Source organism: Flavobacterium sp. PMTSA4 (assembly GCF_032098525.1).
Lineage (GTDB): Bacteria > Bacteroidota > Bacteroidia > Flavobacteriales > Flavobacteriaceae > Flavobacterium > Flavobacterium capsici.
Genome location: NZ_CP134890.1, coordinates 1,225,473 through 1,243,675, shown reverse-complemented (window position 1 = coordinate 1,243,675; position 18,203 = coordinate 1,225,473). Strand labels below are relative to the sequence as shown.

Genomic DNA, 18,203 nt, shown 5'->3' with positions numbered 1-18,203 from the left:
GAATAAAAACTGAAGCAAATGTCGACCAAAAATAAAATCTATTTAAGTCTAAGTGTTCTAACGCTGTTTTTTACACTTTTTGTTATACTTGCCAGCAGCGCACCAAATGGTATACTGACAACTTCTTTGCCTTTTCAGTGGATAATTATATTCGTGATGGTTTTCTTGTTACTGATTTTTAATGTGGCAGAAATTATCATAAACAAAGACGACTGGAATAAATTCTATTGGCTAGGAGTGGTGCTGAATGTAGCAACAATACTGTTTGTTATCCGATATTTTAAAATAGAATTGTACTAAAAACTAGTTTTTCCTAACAAAATACATCACGCCAAACTCCAGTTTGAGTTCTAGTTTCGTATCATCAAGCACGGAAATTTCAGCTTGTTCGTCGTTGCCTTCGTCTTGAATGTCTCGGCTTTGGGTTAGGGTTTTCCCGTCGGCAGAAATTTGATACTTGCCTTTCACCACTTCCGATTCGTTTCCGCCCAATCGCGTAGTAAACGTGCCGTCTTTTTCAAAACACACATAAGAGTTCATGGCTTCTTCCGATAATTCGGGTGCATCGTTAGCAGGATTTGAGAATTCCATTTTCTTCAAAACCCAACAGCCCAATATTTTTTCGGCGTTCGATTTTTGGGCAAAGGTAGTTGCTGTAACTAGTAAAACCAGCAAAGAGCAGAGTAGGTGTTTGGTGTTCATGGGTTGTGATTTTTATTTATGTATGTTTTATTTTTTTAGTTCTTAAATGCTGGAGATTTTTGCAGTAGTTTATTATTTTACTTTTATAAGTTTACCTCTTCCAATTGCTATATCCAACCAATTTCCTTTTCCATTTTTGTCATGCACTGAAAAAACAATGGTATCATTTTTTATATTTTCAGTACGTATTCCATAAATTAAATTTGAATCACTTTCCAAATAAATGGTGTTTTTATGATAGTTAATTTTACCCTCAAAGGGCAAGTAATGGAATGGTCTCCATTTAAAATTATCACCATAAAATGTTACATAACCATCATTATCAAAATAATTTTCAAAAACGACATTATATGCTCCATTAAGTTTATTTTCTTGCTTTAAAGAAGTTAAACAAAAAAACAATGTCATTAAAAAGATATATTTCATTTGAGCATTCTTTTTTAAGTTACTGCCAACCAGCAAACATACTCAAGTTCTCATAAACTTTTCGAACATTTACTCTCGCTAAAATAACAAATATTGTAATACACTACTACGCTATTTCTTTTTTGAGGTTAATAAATTTATAGAGGTTGATATAAATTTAATCTTTCAATTTGGAAACATCATCTAACACTTTGGAAACACCATCTTGCATAATGGAAATAGAGTCTAGTGAGATGGAAACTCTTTCTTACACGATAGAAATACTATCTCTCACGATAGAAATAAAGTCTTGCGCTTTGGAAACGGTATCTTGCAAAGAGGAAACACTATCTTACATAATAGAAATACTAATATGCATCTTGGAAATATAATCTGCTACTTATTTAATGAGTGATATGAAAAAAAGGAACTCTAATGGAGTTCCTTTTTTGGTATGTAGTTTCAAAATTACTTCAAGTCCAAATACATTTCGGTACGCAAAGGATTGATTGATTTGGCATCTTTAAAGTCACGTTGCATATTTTCAGGACTTTGTGGCATTCTTCCGCTGGCAATAATTTGAGTAATGGCTGCGCTAAGCAAAGGCTCGGTTGGGTTGCCTAGTTCGCCAAGGTTCGCCAAGTTTTCTACCAAAGAAAAATTAGGAGTAATTCCTGTTGAGTATTCGCCAAAGTTATCTTTATTAACGATTCTAAACGTTATGGGTTGCATAGCATATTTATGCGTTGGGTTAACATCGGTTTTGGTAAAGTTAGGCGAGTCGTATAGCGTTACTGAACCTACGTTTTTACCTGTGGTAACATCGCCAATTTGAACCACATTGATATAAGGTTTCAAACAATTAATAATCAATTCGCTTGCCGAAGCCGTGCTTTTGGTAGTCAATACATATACTTTGTTGAGGTTTAAACTGTTTAATCCGCCAACGAATTTGTTTTCTAACGCACCAGGATTATTGTTTTCATAATAGGCTTGTACTTTGGCATTCCATTGCTGTTTTGCAAACAATTGGTTGGTAAATTGACCTGTAATCATGCTGGCAAGTTTAGTAGCTGTAGCCACAGAACCACCCGAATTATAACGTAAATCTAGAACCAAATCGGTTACATTTTGCGATTGAAAACTTCCAAAAGCAGTATTCAACTGGTTGTCGTAGGCAGAATAAAATCCGTTGTACATCAAGTAGCCAATGTTGTGTGTTCCTTGAGGAATAACTGAGCTTACTAGAATTGGGTTTTCTGGCAAATCGGTTTTGGTTAACGTTACTGATTGTCCGTTTGGCACAAATGTAGTGCCGTTATAATCGGCTAAATTAACAGTGTAAGTATCGTTTGCTAAAAGCGAATTAAAATTATCTGCAGTAAGTGGAACTCCATCAATGGCATAAAAAATATCTCCGCGTTGAATGTCTTTAGTTGAAGCATCTGAATTTGGAATAATATAGCGCACCCAACCAATAACGGCAGTTTCGGAAGCATCGGCATATCTAAGGGCAAAATCCATTCCGTTGTTTTTGGTATTACCTGTTAAAACACCTTCAAGCACTCTGTAATCGCTAAAAATTACACTGAATCTATCGATAGAGTTGTCAATTCTTAAATGATTAAACACATCAGTAGGCGTTTCAAAAGTTTCTAAAAAAACATTCAATTGTGTTTGTGTAGCAAAGCGGTCATCAGCCAAATCGGGACTATCGGCTTGCCATAAATAGTATAAATTCATTCCTTTCCAAACGAAGTCTTTTACGACTAACGCCGAAGGTACCGGATTGTCATCAGCATCTTCACAGCTTGTTATTGAAACAAACAAGAAGGCAATGAGCAGGTATAAAAGGTTTTTTTTCATAATGCAATTTTATTTTTATAAACGTAAATTTAGTAAGTTTAGTTTAAATTAATATTATTTGTAACAAAATAATAGGTGTCTCGTCTTCATTATAGAACCAAACTTAAACTAATGAATCAAAATGAGTTTATGCAAATCGTTTCTCCTTTTAAGGATAAACTTTTTCGGCTAGCCAAACGATTACTCGTAAGCACCGAAGAAGCCGAAGACGCTACTCAAGAAGTTTTAGTAAAACTTTGGAATAAAAATGAAACTTTGGGTTCGTATAATAGTGTAGAAGCTTTAGCAATGACCATGACAAAAAATTTTTGTTTGGATCAATTAAAGTCAAAAAGAGCAAGTAATTTAAAAATTGTTCACAACAATTATACTGACCGAGAAGCGAGTTTACAACAAAAAGTAGAAGACAGCGATAGTTGGAACTGGGTAGAAAAGATAATGCAAGATTTACCCGAACAACAAAAACTGATAGTGCAAATGCGAGATATTGAAGAAATGGAGTTTGAAGAAATTGGCACTGTTTTGGAGATGAATGAAACAGCCGTTAGAGTTGCTTTATCAAGAGCACGAAAAACGATTAAAGAACGAATGATAAAAACACACCGTTATGGAATTGGATAGAATAGAAATATTATTAGAAAAATACTTTCAAGGAGAAACAAGTATTGCCGAAGAAAAAGAATTGAAAAATTATTTTTCATCATCCGATGTTGCGCAGCATTTGGAACAATACAAACCAATGTTTGGTTATTTCTCTCAAGCAAAACAAGAACAGTTTACTGCTAAAGTAGCCTTAACCCCTAAAAAAAGAAATTATACAACTTGGTTGTCTATAGCAGCTTCTGTAGTGGTGATGCTTGGTGTTAGTTTTTATGTTTACAATGCATCTTTTGGAAATTCTAAAGATGATTTAGGAACCTTTGATGACCCAGAATTGGCATTCAAAGAAACCCAAAAAGCATTGGATTTAATTTCAACAAATGTAAACACAGGTATTGAAAGTATGAGTTATATTAGCGAGTATCAACAATCAAAAGACAAAATTTTTAAATAAAAAGAAATCATGAAAACAAAAAATTATAAATCAATGAAAAAGGCACTATTAACTTTAGCTTTATTATTAGCAACCAACATGTTTTTTGGTCAGCAATCACTTTTTGATAAGTTTGAAGACCAAGACAAGGTAACTGCAGTAATTGTGAATCAAAAAATGTTTCAACTGATGAGTAAAATGAAAGTTGAAGACAAAGAAACACAGCAATATGTAAACTTGATTAAAAAGTTAGATAACTTAAAAGTGTTTGTAACAGATAACAGTGCAAAAGCCGTAGAGATGAAATCAACTGCTGATAAATATTTAAAATCAGCTAATTTAGAAGAGTTAATGCGAGTTAATCAAGGTGGAAAAAGCGTGAAAATTTACGTTCGTTCTGGTAGCAAAGACACTTTGGTAAAAGAATTATTCATGTTTGTGGAAGGTGCACCAAAAGAGCAAACCGTATTACTATCATTAGTAGGTGACTTTGATTTGAATGACATTTCAGTGTTAACCGATAAAATGAATTTACCTGGTGGCGATGATTTGAAAAAAGCATCTAAAGGCAAAAAATAATAAGTTATGAAATTAGCACATTTAATAGGATTTATTATTGCAGCGATGCTTTTAAGCTGCAATTCAGAGCCAAGTTTACAACGCTATTTTGTAGACAATTCAGAAAGCAAAGATTTTATTTCGGTAGATGTTTCATCAAACATTATCAATGTAGATAAAGCAAAACTTAGTGCTGAAGAAAAGAACGCTTTAGAATCATTTGACAAAATGAACATCATCGCTTTCAAAATGGATAGCACCGGAACGAAGCAGAAACAATTTGAAGCAGAAACAGCAAAAATTAAACAAATTCTAAAAGGAGAAGACTATCAAGAGTTAATGAAAGTTGGTTCAGGTAGTAACTCGGCATCCATTAGTTTTGTTGGTGATGAAGATCACATTAATGAGTTTGTGGTTTATGCCAAAGGAAAAGATACAGGTTTTGCTTTAGTGAGAATTCTGGGTGACGATATGAATCCAAACAATATTATGTCAATTTTGGCTATTATGAAAAATGCAAATGTTGATATGGCACAATTAAAACCTTTAGAAGGTTTGGTAAAATAAAATATACTTTAAGGTAAGGTTGATTATAAAAGAAGAAAGTCCTGAATTCTCAGGACTTTTTTTAATTTTTGAAATATTTAAACGGAACAACCAGCATTCCAAAACATTCTCCATCTTCTTTCCCTAGATGTTTATGGTGCATTTTATGAGCTCTTCTGACCGCTTTTGCATATCTGTTATTAGCGTTTCTGAACATTTTAAATCGTTGATGAATAAAAATATCATGAACTATAAAATAAGCAATACCATAAGCAAAAATTCCCAATCCAATAGCCAATCCAATTTTCAGAATATCATTTTGCCATAATAAAAAGAACCCAACACTTATTACTGCATAAAAAAGGAAAAAAGCATCGTTGCGCTCAAACCATGAATCGTGGTCTTTTTTGTGATGATCGGCATGTAACTTCCATAAAAATCCATGCATGATGTATTTGTGACTGAACCAAGCCATAAATTCCATGATACAAAATGTAAGTACAAAAACAATTATATGAAGTAACATAATTATAAAATATTTAAATGATAATTAATATAACAACGCGCTAGCAATCCGAATTTTTGGTAATCAGGAACTCTGATACGCGTGTTTTTTATTTCGAGTGAAGGTGTTTTTTTTAATTTGGATAATAACTTTTTATAGTAAATATAAGCAGTATAAACGCCAAATTTAGCTTCTAATGGTAATTTAACAATTCCTTTGTAACCAGCTTCAAAATCAGCTTCAATTTCTCTAATGATTTCATTTTTTGATTGTTCGTCTAATCGAGATAAATCAGTGTTTGGAAAATAAGTTCTGTTTAAATCTTCAAAATCAGTTTTTAAATCTCTCAGGAAGTTTACTTTTTGAAAAGCAGAACCCAATCTCATGGCTGCATGTTCTAATTCTTCGAATTTTTTATCATCACCATCAACAAAAACTTTCAAACACATTAAACCTACAACATCAGCTGAACCATAGATATACTCATTGTATTCATCAAACGATTTATAAGTTGTCTTGTGTAAATCAAGTTTCATACTTTTCATGAAAGAATCAATCATCCATTGCGGTATAGCATACCTATGAACCGTATGTTGAAACGAATTCAAAATCGGATTTAAACTGATTTTATTTTTTAAAGCATCTTCCAAATCTTTCTCAAAATTTGCAAATAATTCTTCTTTGTTATAGTCATGAAAAGTATCTACAATCTCGTCTGCAAAACGCACAAAACCGTAAATATTATAAATATCTTGGCGGATTTTTGGAGCTAACATTTTTACAGCAGCTGAGAAGGAAGTGCTGTAGGATTTAGTAACGTGCCTGCTACAATCAAAAGATACGGTGTCAAAAATAGATTTCATAGCGTTAATTTTTATTTTTTTTAATCAAGTCGGCAACCAATTTTCCAGAAATTAACGATGGCGGAACTCCAGGTCCAGGAACGGTTAATTGTCCAGTAAAATATAAGTTTTCAACTCTCTTGCTTTTTAATTTAGGTCTCAAAAATGCAGTTTGAAGCAATGTGTTTGCCAAACCATAGGCATTACCTTTATAGGAATTATAATCTTTGATAAAATCATTAACACAAAAAGATTCCTTAAACATAATGTTATTACGAATTTTTTGTTGTGTCAGATTTTCAAAACGCATAATTATTTTGTTAAAATATTCTTCCCTAGTTTCTGGTAAGTCTTCTAAACCTGGTGCCAATGGAATTAAAAATATTCCAGCTTCTTTTCCTTGTGGTGCTGCGTTATCATCAGTTTTTGATGGAAAACTTGCGTAGAACAAAGGTTCTTTGGGCCATTTTGGATTATCGTAAATTGCCGAAGCATGTGTATCAAAATCAACATCAAAAAATAAAGAATGATGTTCTACGTTTTCAATTTTTTTATCAAAACCAACATAAAATAGGAGCGAAGAAGGAGCAAATATTTTTTTACTCCAATACTTTTCAGAATATGCTCTATGTTCTTTATCTAGCAACGTCTCGCTATGATTATAATCAGCACCGCTTAAAATAATATCTGCCTTTTCTTCTGTTCCATTTACCATTATAGAAACAGCTTTTCCATTATTAACTATTATCTTTTCAACATTAGCATTTGTTTTTATTGTAACTCCAAGTTCTATAGCTAATTGTTCCATGGCTAAAATAACACTATACATGCCGTTTTTTGGATGCCAAGTTCCTAAACCAAAATCTGCAAAATTCATAAAACTATAGAATGATGGCGTGTCAGAAGGTTTTGCACCAAGAAACAAAACAGGAAACTCTAATATTTGAATTAGTTTGGTGTTTTTAAACTTTCGTCTGATGTCTTTAGAAATATTTCCAAAAAACTGATTTACTTTTTTTGCTGTTTCTAAAGTTACAAGCTCTAATGGTGACACTCCAGGTCGATATACTAAATCTTTTATAGCAATGTTGTAATTGTCTTGCGCTTCTTTCATAAAAGAAGTCAATTTTTGACCACTACCTTTTTCTATACTTTCAAAAGTTTTTACAATTTCGGGCAAATTATCTGCAATGGTTACAAATTCATTAACTCCAAAATACACTTGATAGGCAGGCGATAATTTTATCAACTCATAGTAATCAGATGGTTTTTTGTCAAAATCATTAAAGAATCTTTCAAAAACATCGGGCATCCAATACCAAGTTGGACCAATATCGAAAGTAAAACCATCTTTTTTTAATTGTCTTGCTCTTCCGCCAATAGTATTGTTTTTTTCAAAAACCGTAACTTCATTTCCATCTTTGGCTAGATAACAAGCGGCAGCCAATGAGGAAAAACCTGAACCTATAATGTTTACTTTCTTTTTCATGCAATTTTTCCCAAAAAGGAAATTATAAGTTGTTAGTTAAATCTACTATTGATTGAAATAACTTAAATCTTGGGTTCAATAATTTTGTATTTATGTTTTGTGTCATTCTTCCAATTAACCAAAACTCACTATCACCATTCCCAAATACAGTCTGTAACTCATTTATATAGTCATTTACGTCATCTTTATTGGGTTCAACGGTCATGTAGCAAATAAATCTTATGTTGTCAAAATAATTGCTTACATCTTTAATAGAGTCTACAGGTACACTTTCGCCAAGATAGATTGATTTATATCCGTGTAATAATATTTCGTAATTCAAGTACATTAAACCCAATTCATGGATTTCATTTAAGGGTAAATACAAAATGAATACTTTATCATCTCTTGTTGGTTCTTGAACTTGAAGCTTTTCAGTGTTAATCAGAATTTTTTGTTTGATTAAGTAGCTTATAAAATGCTCATGTGCTGGACTTATAGTGCCGGTTTGCCATAAAATTCCAATCTCCTCAATCAAAGGGATGAATACTTGAAAAAATATTTCCTTAAAAGATTTCTCAGAGAGTAGATTGTTATAAGTTGTAAAAAATAAAGATTGATCAAAATTCATCATTGCCATTTTGAAAGAGCTAACGGCATGATTTTTTGCAGTTTTATCGGTTACTATTTCATTTACAATTTTTGGTATCTGTTCTTTAGGGAAACGTGAAATTTTTGAAATTTTATAGCCATGGTCATGTAAAAGTGTTATGTTTAGTAGCTTTTGAAGGTTCTCTAAATCATACAATCTTATATTGGTATCGGTACGCATAGGTTCAAGAATATTATATCTTTTTTCCCAAATACGAATAGTATGAGCTTTTATTCCTGAAAGGTTTTCCAAGTCTTTGATGCTAAATACACTTTTTATATTGTTCATCTTTTTTTGTATAAAGTTAAACAAAAGTAATTAAAAAAGCAATTAGTCAAACAAATAATTGTAAATAAAAAAAAGACAAACGGATTGTTTGTCTTTTTATAGAAGTGTGACCACGATCAGATTCGAACTGACACGTCTTGCGACACTACCCCCTCAAGATAGCGAGTCTACCAATTTCTCCACGTGGCCTAAAACAAAAAAAGTCATTCGCCATGGCGAACAACTTTTTGTGACCCGACTGGGGCTCGAACCCAGGACCCCAACATTAAAAGTGTTGTGCTCTACCAACTGAGCTATCGAGTCGTTTACATTAAAATTAAGAAAAAAATTGTGACCCGACTGGGGCTCGAACCCAGGACCCCAACATTAAAAGTGTTGTGCTCTACCAACTGAGCTATCGAGTCTTTTTTTCTTTTTTGAATGCGGGTGCAAATATAAGGCGTTATTCTTTATATTTCAAAGCAATTTTATTATAAATTTACCTTTTTTTGTTCATTGTCCTTAAGGGCTTAATTTATAAGGATTTATCATGCTTAGTAAAATTATTTTGGTTGGTTATATGGGAGTTGGTAAAACAACTATTGGTAAAGAATTGGGAAAAATAACTAAAATTAAATACCTTGATTTAGATGAAATTATAGAAGAAAAAGAAAATTTAAGTATTGAAAAGTTGTTCAGTTCAAAGGGTGAACTCTATTTTAGAAAATTAGAGCACCAGCTTTTTGAGGGGTTAATTAATAATAATGAAAGTTTCATTCTTAGTACTGGTGGTGGAACTCCTTGTTATTATAATAATCATTTATTTTTAGAAAATAAATCGGTTGTTTCTATTTATTTAGAAGCTTCAATTAATACTATTTTTAATCGATTAGTTAACGAACAACATCAAAGACCTATAATCAAGGATTTAAATGAAATTGAGTTAAAAGAGTTTATAGGGAAACATCTTTTTGAACGAAGTTATTACTACTTGAATGCACATCATAAAATTAAGGTAGACGATAAAGATGTTTCAAGTATTTGTAAAGAAATAACTTCACTTTTACTCTAAGTAGGCAAAACTTTTGTCTTCTTCAAAAACAACTTGAACATGTTCTTTGGTTGATGTTGATAAAGATATTCCTTTGAAGTCAGCTTTTACTGGATATTTTTTGTGGTTTCTATCTACTAAGACAGCAGTTTTGAATTTCTTTAGCGGAACATTTAAAAAGTGTCTAACACCATAAATTAAAGTGGTTCCAGTGTTTAATACATCATCTATCAAGACTACATTTTTGTTCTCATAGGTGTCACTACTGATTGAAGTTGTAATCGATTTAAGAGGATTTTGCTTGTCTATAAAAACTTCACACAAAATCAATTCATTAGGCATAATCTTGGTCAGTTTTTCGTGAATTTTTTTGGCTAAAATGAATCCGTTTTGAGAAATTCCCGCGATGATGATACTTTCTTTTTCTCCAAATGTTTCGTAAATTTGATAGGCAATTCGTTGAATTTTATGTTCAATTTCTTCTTGTGACAGTATGATGTTTGGATTCATAAATTGATAATTCATGGTTATGACAAATATAGTATGAATTCTAATATTTAGTATGACAATTCATAATTAAAATTAGTTGAGGTTTCAGAAGTTGATTAAATTATTAGTAGTTCATCTGATTTTTTTGAATTATGTGTATTTTTTTTGTTTAACAAAATCATTTAACTTACTATTGGTCAGTAAAGTGATTAAAATTCATACGGAAATAGAATATTTTGTTATTTATACAAAAAAAATGCAGTAAGATTATTGTAATTATTTGGTTTTCATATAAATTTACCCGCTTTAAAAAATGTTTAGTTTTTACTTAGAAAAGAATTGCAATTTGAAATTAAAAATACATTTAGAAAATATATGCTTTGAATTGGTAACTACTTCTAAAAAGTTAGCAGTTGTTTTCAGCTTATTTTTTAGTCTATTTAGTTATTCCCAAGTAAGCACTTATTCCTTTAGTGAAACTTTAGGAACTTATACTGCGTTGACTACTCCAACACCATCTGTAGCCTATGCTACTCCTTGGGATAATAATACGAATGGGGCAGCTTTTCTGGCAAATATTGGTTTTAATTTTGTCTTTGATGGTAGTAACCAAACGCAATGTTATATAAGTCCCAACGGATTTATTACTTTCGGTGCGCAAGCACTAGGTACTACTTACATTCCATTGAGTGATGCTGCAATCTATACTAATGGAGGTGCTGTTAGTGCTTTAGGTATGGATTTAATTTCAACTACTGATAATATAGTTTACAGTACTATTGGAACTTCACCAAATAGAACATTTGTAGTAGAATGGAAAAATGCCAGACGTAAATCATTAACAGGTAATTTTAATTTTCAAATACGCTTATCAGAAACTTCAAACGTAATTCAAATTTCATACGGTTCTTGTGCCCCAGACGATGTAACGGTTTTAAATGCTCAAGTTGGAATAAGAGGGAATACGAATGACTTTTTACAAGGCAATGTAAAGAATAGATTTCAAACTGGTGCAAATGTCAATACTACATGGTTTAACAAGACTATTGCGGGAACAGCAAATTCTAATACAGTAAGAACAAGTGTAACGGAATATCCTAATTCAGGCTTATTATATACTTTTACACCTTCATCTACTTGTGTTTCTCCAACCGGAGCAGCTTCTAACCTTATTATTGGTGGAACAACTGTTACCACATCCAGTTTTGTTGGAAATAGTTTTACAGCTGCTTCGCCGGCGTCTACTAATTATTTAGTAGTAAGAAGTTTAACCAACACACCTCCAACGGCGAGTAATATTCCTAATAGAGTTTATTGGTCAGTAGGAGATGTTATCTCTGGAAATTATACTGTTATAAGTACTTCAAATGCAACCTCATTTACTGAAACAGGATTGACAAGCAATACTACTTATTATTATTGGGTTATACCTTATAATAGTGGTTGTTTAGGTGGACCTTTGTATTATTTAGTAGCCATGGCTTCAAATTCTAACACTACGTGCTCAGATGCTCCTACAGGTTTAACTACATCAGGGATTCTTGGAAATTCTTTCACAGCATCCTGGGATGCTGTTCCTGGAGCTATAGATTATAGAATAGATGTATCTACCACGAGTAATTTCTCCACAATCTTGCCTGCCTATAATAATTTATTGGTAGGAGGATTGACTACCATAAACGTTACGGGATTAAATCCTACTACAACCTATTATTATAGAATTAGAGTAGCAGGTTCTAATTGTTTTAATTACAGTACTACCGCATCATTAACTACTTTGTGCGGTGCTTTTCCAATTCCCTATTTTCAAAATTTTGATGGAACTCCCGTTAATATTACTCCAACTTGTTTCACTATAGCAAACTATAATGCAGATTCTGTTTTATGGCAGGTTAAAAATTCAATTGCTTCTTCAGCTCCTAATGCTATACATCTTAGTACCAATACTACTGTTGATAGTGATGATTGGTTTTTTCTACCTGGATTAAGTTTAACATCTGGAGTTACCTATCGTCTAAAATTTAAATACAACACTTTAAGTGCCGGATTATATGCTGAAAATTTAAGAGTTAGGTTAGGGAATGGGCCTTCTGATGCTAATATGAGTATCACAATTCTTGATCTTTCAAGTATTTTGAATACGGTATATCAAACTGCTTTTGTCGATTTTACACCCGTAAGTACAGGGGTTTATTACATAGGTTTCCAAGGGTATAGTTTTGCAAATCAAAGTAAAATAGCCGTCGATGATATAAGTGTCATTGTTTCGCCTACATGTTTTGAACCAACTAACCTTACCGTTAATTCGGTATCAAGTAACTCAGCGTCTATATCTTGGGATGCAGCAGTGCCTCCACCATCTAATGGTTATCAATATTATGTGAGTACTTCAAGTAATTTACCAGGCTCCACAGTTACCCCAACTGGCTCTGTAGGAACAGGTATTACAACAGCTTCAATATCAGGATTAAGTCCTGCTACATTATATTATGTATGGGTACGAGGTAATTGTGGTGGTTCTGATCAAAGTGTTTGGAGTTTGATACAATCCTTTAGTACGGATTGTAGTGCTCCTTCCTTATTGCCTGTTGTTAACGGAACTCTTTGTGGTGGTGGATCAACTACGCTTCAAGCAACACCAAGTGGAGGTGCAACCATTGAATGGTTTTCAGATGCTGCTGGAACAAATTTAGTCTCAACAGGAAATAATTATTTGACGCCAACTTTATTTTCTACCACTACTTATTATGCACAATCAAGAGCTCCAGGAGGAATTGTCTCGGTAGGACCATTATCTCCAACGACTCAAGGAGGTGCTTTAGGTTCTGATAATTTACAAACATTTGTTTCATTTACAGTCAATTCTTCTACTGTATTTCAATCTCTGGATATATATCCGTTAGTTTCTGGACAAAGTGGAGTATTTACTATAAAAAACTCTTCAAACATTGTTTTAGGTACTTATTCCTTTGTGACAAGTACGGCTGGTGGAGCCACAGCCCAAACAATTAGTTTAGGATTAAGTTTAGGCGCCGGAAATTATACAATCTCTTTTGATACTTTGCCGGCAGGAGGATTAATCATCAACAATGAAAATAGTTCTTACCCTTATTCTTCTACAATAGCAAATATAACAGGAAATGGTTATGACAATACTTATTTGATGTACGCCTACAATTGGAAGTTTTCAAATATTTGTCGTTCGCTTTTAACTCCAGTAACCGCTACTGTAACTTCAGCTCCAGCAGTTTCGTTAAGCCAAACCACAGCAACAATTTGTTATGGGGTTCCAACTTCTGTAGTTACTGTTTCAGGGTATTCTAGTTATAATACATTTGTTTGGTCACCATCAACAGGTGTTTCAGGTACGGCTGCTACAGGTTACACTTTTAACCCAACGACATCCACAAATTATACGCTTACACTTTCTCAAACATCAGGAAGTTTATGTAGCACACAATTGTCTATAAATATTACGGTAAAACCTGAGCCACCAGGAATCTCTATTGTTCCTGCTAGTGCAACTTTTTGTCAAGGCACCGTTCAAGTATTGAATGCTGCATTAGCAGCAGCTACACCTGCAGTAATATATGAAGAAAAGTTTAACAATACTACCAACAACTGGCTTACAACTAATTTGTCTGTTGGTGGAATAGTTGCCAATTCTTCTTGGACTTTAAGAAACAGTCCTTACACATACACTAGTGCTTATTGGAACACAACCTTAAGCAGTAATGATGCTTCAAAATTTTATTTTACCAATTCTGATGCGCAAGGTAGCCCAGGAACAAATAAAACAATAACCTATTTAGAGTCTCCATCCATTAGTTTTGCTGGCTATACTTCCGCTACCTTAACATTTTATCATTATTTGCGTTTTATACCAGGTAACAAAGCTCGTGTTGAGGTTTCTGTAAATGCTGGTCCATGGACTCAAATTGCAAACTTTACCTCCTCTCAAGGAACAGCATCCAACTTTACGCAAGCTACTATTGATATGAGTAGCTATGCGGGTAATAGTTCTGTCAAAATCCGATTTTATTATGATGCTTCATGGGATTATGGATGGGCTGTAGATAATGTAAAAATAACTGGAAATCTTGCAGTTGAGGTAACTTGGGCTCCAGCTACTGGGTTGTATTTTGATAGTGCAGCTACTTCTCCCTATATAGCAGGTACTCCAGCCGCATCTGTCTATGCAAAACCGGCTGTAACCACAGTTTATACAGGTACTGTTTTAGGAGCAAATGGATGTTTTGCAAGTGGTACATCTACACTGACTGTTAATAGTAACCCAACATTAGGAACCTTATCAAGCAATCAAACCATCTGTGCCAATTGGGCTCCGGCCGATTTGGTATTAACAGGATATTCCAATGCTATTGTTCGTTGGGAATATGCATCAGACGCCGCATTTACGTCCGGATTAACCACTATCGCAAATACTACCAATACCTTAACGGCAGCCCAAATGGGAACTTTTACAGGTCCTCGCTATTTTAGAGCAGTCTTGCAGAATGGCATTTGTCCTACGGTCAATACAGGTTCAGTGGTAATCACTACTCCTCAAACTACTTGGAACGGTACTTCGTGGAATAATGGTGTGCCAACCTCAAGTACTAAAGCAGTGTTCATGGGTAATTACAGTTCGACAGCTTCTTTACAAGCTTGTTCAGTTGAAGTCATTTCGGGAACGGTTATTTTTAATTCGGGACACACTTTAATAGTTGACAACGATGTTAAAGTTAGTGGAGGTTCTTTAGTGTTCCAAAATAATGCAAGTTTGGTTCAAATAAACACTTTAAACAATCTAGGAGTGCAATTTACCAACACGGGTAATATTACTTATAAAAGAACCAGCACTCCGGTTAGAAAATACGATTATACCTATTGGTCTACACCTGTGTCACCTCAAACCATGATGGACTTTTCTTCAGGTTCAACTTTGTTTTACATTTTTGACCCTACCATAGGAAATTGGGTGTATGCACCTAGTAATGTTCCTATGATACCGGCAAAAGGATATTTAATCAGAACACCAGATATTGCACCGTTCAATACTACTACGGCAAATTATTTCTTTGGTTCATTTATAGGGGTACCAAATACAGGAACAATCAGTATTCCTATTGTTGGTGGAGCTCTTCAGTTCAATTTGATTGGAAATCCATATCCAAGTGCGCTAAGCGCTAATTCATTCTTGTCTGATGCAGCCAATGTACCAGTTATTGATGCCACCATTTATCTTTGGACACACAATACACTTATAACTAATAATGTATATAATGCCGCAGATTATGCTATGTATAATTATTCGGGTGGAGTAGGTACTGGCAGCAGTGCAATAACCTCAGGAAATAATGCTGTTCCAAACGGAAAAATTGCCTCTGGTCAAGGATTCTTTATCAAAGGATTGTCTTCGGGTAATGCGGTCTTCAAAAACAGTATGCGTATAAATGGCAATAACGACCAATTTTTCAGAATGAGTAATCCACCAACTCAAAACACCGCTGACGAACTGGAGGCACATCGTTTTTGGTTGGATATTTCCAATACCACAGGTGGTTATAAGCAACTTTTAGTAGCTTATATTGAAAATGCTACTGATGGTATTGATAGAGGTTTTGATGGTGAAATGGTAGATATAGGCAATTCTATTACTTTATATGTAAAACAAGATGCGCTGAAACTATCCATTCAAGGTAGAGCATTACCGTTTGCAGATAGCGATATCATTCCTTTAGGATACAGATCTTCCGCAGATGGAAGTTATCAGATTCAATTGTCTAATTTTGATGGCTTGTTCTTGAATCAAAACATTTATTTGGTCGACCATTTATTGAATGTTGTTCATGATATTAAAGCTTCGCCTTATAGTTTTACCACTTTGGCAGGAACTTTTGAAAATCGTTTTGAAATACAGTTTACCAATAGTGCTTTAGGAACTACTACATTTAATACCAATCAAGTGATTATCTATAAAGACGGACAAAGTGATTTTGTAGTAACTACTGGGCAAACACAAATGCAGTCTATCAAAGTATTTGACGTTAGAGGAAGATTGTTATTAGAACAGAAAAATATAAACGATGCCACCACTCGTTTTAACGGTGGTGAAGTAAACGAAGTACTGTTAGTACAAATCACCACAGTTGATGGGGTAACCGTTACCAAAAAGGTGATTCGATAATAGAAAACCCAATTTTACAACGATAGAAAACCTGATGCTTTTTTGTGTCAGGTTTTTGTTTTAAAATCACTTTCATAGAATACAAAAAACTGCAAAATTTAGATGTAAGTATTTTCCTTTTGCGATAAAAATGGAAAGAGTGTGTGCTGTTTTTAATATAAATAATTGATAGTCAAATTATTGATGTTTTAAAAAATAGAATTATCAATACGTATCTTTTGTTAATAACTTACTCGATTAGTGCATAAGTTTTACTTTTAATTAACATTTCAAATGCTAAACTTTGTATCTGTCAGTTAGGCACTTACGACGAGTGTACTAAGACAAACAATTTTTGTATAATTTAATACCGAAAAGAAAATGGCTATTAAATTTCAGGTTCTTCCCCGAAAGAACCCTCAGGACTTCAATGCACCTGAAAAATTTTATGCCGCCGCACTGGGCGATGGCGAAACCGATTTGGATACACTGGCAGAAATGATTGCCTATCAGTGTACCGTAACCAAGCCCGACTGCTATGCAGTACTAATGGCGTTAGAACACAACATCGTGAGCGAGCTGCGCCAAGGCCGAATTGTCAAACTGGGAAGTATTGGTAACTTTCAAGTAGGGATTAGTTCTCTAGGGATGGAATTTCCACAAGAAGTTTCAGCGAATGTAATTACCAGCAACCGTATTATTTTCCGTCCAGGAAAACAACTGCGTGAGTTGTTGAAAAGCATTACTTATCGTAAAGCCGGCTAGAATCCCGTAACTTTTTTTGAGAGTTTGACTGTAAGACCTCGAGTATATTCCACTACTCGGGGTCTTTTTTTGTCTTTTTTTGGTTAAAAATGGATAAAATTCATGCTGATGAATCATTTGATTCGTCCGCACGAGGCAAAAGATTCATGCGGACGAAGCGTTTTACTCGTACGGATGAAGTTTAAAAACCATAAATAGCGTATAAAAATCGGCAGCAGCACCTAAAAAGCATAAAAAAAAGCCCAAAAATTGCGGCTAGAATCCCGTATTTTTGAGCTTGTATGTCTGTAAGACCTCGAGCAATTCCACTTACTCTTCGATAAATCGATAAGCAAATATAATTTTACTTACCGATAATTACCATTTTTTACCACTTTATTTTGGTTTTAGTGAATAACTTTTTTCGATTAGTCGAATAGTCTTACTTGATTTTATTTTAGGAAATTGTTACTAACAGCTATTAGTCTTGTTTTGTTTCTTCGCTTTGTTAAAGTACTGAAAAACAAGGTGCTAAAAATTGTTCGTGTTAATTACAAAATCCAAATGATAGTAATATGAAGATAATGTAATCTTTTTCGATAAAATAATGATTTTTTATTAACATTTCTTGTGATATGTTGATATTTTGTTAAATTAGCGCACGAAAAGCAGCATTTTTTGCTTATTTTTGTATAGAAAGTTTAGTATTTACTCCCCTAAATCGTACTACTTTTAGTAACTTTTTTTTCCTGAATACCGACGAACGACAAGGTAGGCTTGTATTTGTCGAAATTTTAGGTAGTTAGTCGATTGTTGATTAAATTAAGGTTACGAAATAATTAACAAATTGAAGAAAGAAGTAATTTTATTTCGATTTTCAATAAGTACAAAGAATACTAATGCATG

General features: G+C 33.5%; 16 protein-coding genes and 3 tRNA genes. 8 read left to right on the top strand and 11 right to left on the bottom strand.

Going from position 1 to position 18,203, the window contains the following annotated elements:
* The first annotated feature begins 18 nt into the window (after positions 1-18).
* Positions 19-300: a hypothetical protein gene (locus RN605_RS05705; protein WP_313322995.1), complete on the top strand. Its 282-nt coding sequence runs from the start codon at positions 19-21 to the stop codon at positions 298-300.
* Positions 301-303: 3 nt separating this feature from the next.
* On the opposite strand, the gene RN605_RS05700 is transcribed toward RN605_RS05705, so the two are convergent.
* The 3 genes from RN605_RS05700 to RN605_RS05690 form a co-directional block, all read right to left on the bottom strand.
* On the bottom strand, positions 304-702 hold the full coding sequence (locus RN605_RS05700; RefSeq protein ID WP_313322993.1) for a lipocalin family protein: 399 nt from the start codon (positions 700-702) through the stop codon (positions 304-306).
* Between the two features lie 72 nt (positions 703-774).
* The gene (locus RN605_RS05695; protein ID WP_313322991.1) at positions 775-1,128 is read right to left on the bottom strand and encodes a hypothetical protein; all 354 of its coding nucleotides are present in this window, start codon (positions 1,126-1,128) and stop codon (positions 775-777) included.
* A 447-nt stretch (positions 1,129-1,575) separates the two neighbouring features.
* Complete coding sequence (locus tag RN605_RS05690; protein ID WP_313322989.1) at positions 1,576-2,973, bottom strand: S41 family peptidase; 1,398 nt, start codon at positions 2,971-2,973, stop codon at positions 1,576-1,578.
* Between the two features lie 111 nt (positions 2,974-3,084).
* Between RN605_RS05690 and RN605_RS05685 the strand changes: the two genes are divergently transcribed.
* The 4 genes from RN605_RS05685 to RN605_RS05670 are packed head-to-tail and all read left to right on the top strand — an operon-like array spanning position 3,085 to position 5,131.
* Positions 3,085-3,594, top strand: a complete 510-nt coding sequence (locus RN605_RS05685) for an RNA polymerase sigma factor (RefSeq protein ID WP_313322987.1) — start codon at positions 3,085-3,087, stop codon at positions 3,592-3,594.
* Complete coding sequence (locus RN605_RS05680) at positions 3,581-4,027, top strand: hypothetical protein (RefSeq protein ID WP_313322986.1); 447 nt, start codon at positions 3,581-3,583, stop codon at positions 4,025-4,027. The genes RN605_RS05685 and RN605_RS05680 overlap by 14 nt, the downstream gene beginning before the upstream one ends.
* Positions 4,028-4,060: 33 nt before the next feature.
* Complete coding sequence (locus tag RN605_RS05675) at positions 4,061-4,585, top strand: DUF4252 domain-containing protein (RefSeq protein WP_313322984.1); 525 nt, start codon at positions 4,061-4,063, stop codon at positions 4,583-4,585.
* Between the two features lie 6 nt (positions 4,586-4,591).
* Positions 4,592-5,131 carry a DUF4252 domain-containing protein gene (locus tag RN605_RS05670; protein WP_313322983.1) on the top strand — a complete coding sequence of 180 codons (540 nt, stop codon included), beginning with the start codon at positions 4,592-4,594 and terminating at the stop codon, positions 5,129-5,131.
* A gap of 61 nt (positions 5,132-5,192) precedes the next feature.
* On the opposite strand, the gene RN605_RS05665 is transcribed toward RN605_RS05670, so the two are convergent.
* The 7 genes from RN605_RS05665 to RN605_RS05635 form a co-directional block, all read right to left on the bottom strand.
* On the bottom strand, positions 5,193-5,636 hold the full coding sequence (locus RN605_RS05665; protein WP_313322981.1) for a sterol desaturase family protein: 444 nt from the start codon (positions 5,634-5,636) through the stop codon (positions 5,193-5,195).
* 2 nt (positions 5,637-5,638) lie between these two features.
* A complete protein-coding gene (locus tag RN605_RS05660) occupies positions 5,639-6,478 on the bottom strand; it encodes a phytoene/squalene synthase family protein (protein WP_313322979.1) in 840 nt (279 codons plus the stop codon).
* 4 nt (positions 6,479-6,482) lie between these two features.
* Complete coding sequence (locus RN605_RS05655; RefSeq protein WP_313322978.1) at positions 6,483-7,946, bottom strand: phytoene desaturase family protein; 1,464 nt, start codon at positions 7,944-7,946, stop codon at positions 6,483-6,485.
* Between the two features lie 22 nt (positions 7,947-7,968).
* Positions 7,969-8,865 (bottom strand): MerR family transcriptional regulator, encoded by an 897-nt coding sequence (locus tag RN605_RS05650; RefSeq protein ID WP_313322976.1) that lies wholly within the window; start codon positions 8,863-8,865, stop codon positions 7,969-7,971.
* Positions 8,866-8,972: 107 nt separating this feature from the next.
* Positions 8,973-9,054: transfer RNA gene (locus RN605_RS05645), tRNA-Leu, on the bottom strand.
* A gap of 41 nt (positions 9,055-9,095) precedes the next feature.
* Positions 9,096-9,168: transfer RNA gene (locus RN605_RS05640), tRNA-Lys, on the bottom strand.
* Between the two features lie 28 nt (positions 9,169-9,196).
* Positions 9,197-9,269, bottom strand: a tRNA-Lys gene (locus RN605_RS05635).
* 125 nt (positions 9,270-9,394) lie between these two features.
* Between RN605_RS05635 and RN605_RS05630 the strand changes: the two genes are divergently transcribed.
* On the top strand, positions 9,395-9,916 hold the full coding sequence (locus tag RN605_RS05630) for a shikimate kinase (protein WP_313322974.1): 522 nt from the start codon (positions 9,395-9,397) through the stop codon (positions 9,914-9,916).
* Here RN605_RS05630 and RN605_RS05625 read toward each other — a convergent pair.
* On the bottom strand, positions 9,908-10,405 hold the full coding sequence (locus RN605_RS05625) for a phosphoribosyltransferase family protein (RefSeq protein WP_313325800.1): 498 nt from the start codon (positions 10,403-10,405) through the stop codon (positions 9,908-9,910). The genes RN605_RS05630 and RN605_RS05625 overlap by 9 nt on opposite strands.
* Before the next feature lie 292 nt (positions 10,406-10,697).
* Here RN605_RS05625 and RN605_RS05620 point away from each other — a divergent pair, with 292 nt between their 5' ends.
* Positions 10,698-16,574: a fibronectin type III domain-containing protein gene (locus RN605_RS05620; RefSeq protein WP_313356391.1), complete on the top strand. Its 5,877-nt coding sequence runs from the start codon at positions 10,698-10,700 to the stop codon at positions 16,572-16,574.
* 360 nt (positions 16,575-16,934) lie between these two features.
* Positions 16,935-17,318 (top strand): HU family DNA-binding protein, encoded by a 384-nt coding sequence (locus tag RN605_RS05615; RefSeq protein WP_313322970.1) that lies wholly within the window; start codon positions 16,935-16,937, stop codon positions 17,316-17,318.
* Positions 17,319-18,203 lie beyond the last annotated feature (885 nt).

Excerpts from the sequence above, each read along its gene's own strand:
- RN605_RS05680 (WP_313322986.1), top strand. The coding sequence starts at position 3,581 with ATGGAATTGGATAGAATAGAAATATTATTAGAAAAATACTTTCAAGGA.
- RN605_RS05665 (WP_313322981.1), bottom strand. The coding sequence starts at position 5,636 with ATGTTACTTCATATAATTGTTTTTGTACTTACATTTTGTATCATGGAA.
- RN605_RS05700 (WP_313322993.1), bottom strand. The coding sequence starts at position 702 with ATGAACACCAAACACCTACTCTGCTCTTTGCTGGTTTTACTAGTTACA.
- RN605_RS05625 (WP_313325800.1), bottom strand. The coding sequence starts at position 10,405 with ATGAATCCAAACATCATACTGTCACAAGAAGAAATTGAACATAAAATT.
- RN605_RS05670 (WP_313322983.1), top strand. The coding sequence starts at position 4,592 with ATGAAATTAGCACATTTAATAGGATTTATTATTGCAGCGATGCTTTTA.
- RN605_RS05615 (WP_313322970.1), top strand. The coding sequence starts at position 16,935 with ATGGCTATTAAATTTCAGGTTCTTCCCCGAAAGAACCCTCAGGACTTC.
- RN605_RS05660 (WP_313322979.1), bottom strand. The coding sequence starts at position 6,478 with ATGAAATCTATTTTTGACACCGTATCTTTTGATTGTAGCAGGCACGTT.
- RN605_RS05650 (WP_313322976.1), bottom strand. The coding sequence starts at position 8,865 with ATGAACAATATAAAAAGTGTATTTAGCATCAAAGACTTGGAAAACCTT.
- RN605_RS05620 (WP_313356391.1), top strand. The coding sequence starts at position 10,698 with ATGTTTAGTTTTTACTTAGAAAAGAATTGCAATTTGAAATTAAAAATA.
- RN605_RS05690 (WP_313322989.1), bottom strand. The coding sequence starts at position 2,973 with ATGAAAAAAAACCTTTTATACCTGCTCATTGCCTTCTTGTTTGTTTCA.
- RN605_RS05630 (WP_313322974.1), top strand. The coding sequence starts at position 9,395 with ATGCTTAGTAAAATTATTTTGGTTGGTTATATGGGAGTTGGTAAAACA.
- RN605_RS05685 (WP_313322987.1), top strand. The coding sequence starts at position 3,085 with ATGAATCAAAATGAGTTTATGCAAATCGTTTCTCCTTTTAAGGATAAA.
- RN605_RS05675 (WP_313322984.1), top strand. The coding sequence starts at position 4,061 with ATGAAAAAGGCACTATTAACTTTAGCTTTATTATTAGCAACCAACATG.
- RN605_RS05655 (WP_313322978.1), bottom strand. The coding sequence starts at position 7,946 with ATGAAAAAGAAAGTAAACATTATAGGTTCAGGTTTTTCCTCATTGGCT.
- RN605_RS05695 (WP_313322991.1), bottom strand. The coding sequence starts at position 1,128 with ATGAAATATATCTTTTTAATGACATTGTTTTTTTGTTTAACTTCTTTA.
- RN605_RS05705 (WP_313322995.1), top strand. The coding sequence starts at position 19 with ATGTCGACCAAAAATAAAATCTATTTAAGTCTAAGTGTTCTAACGCTG.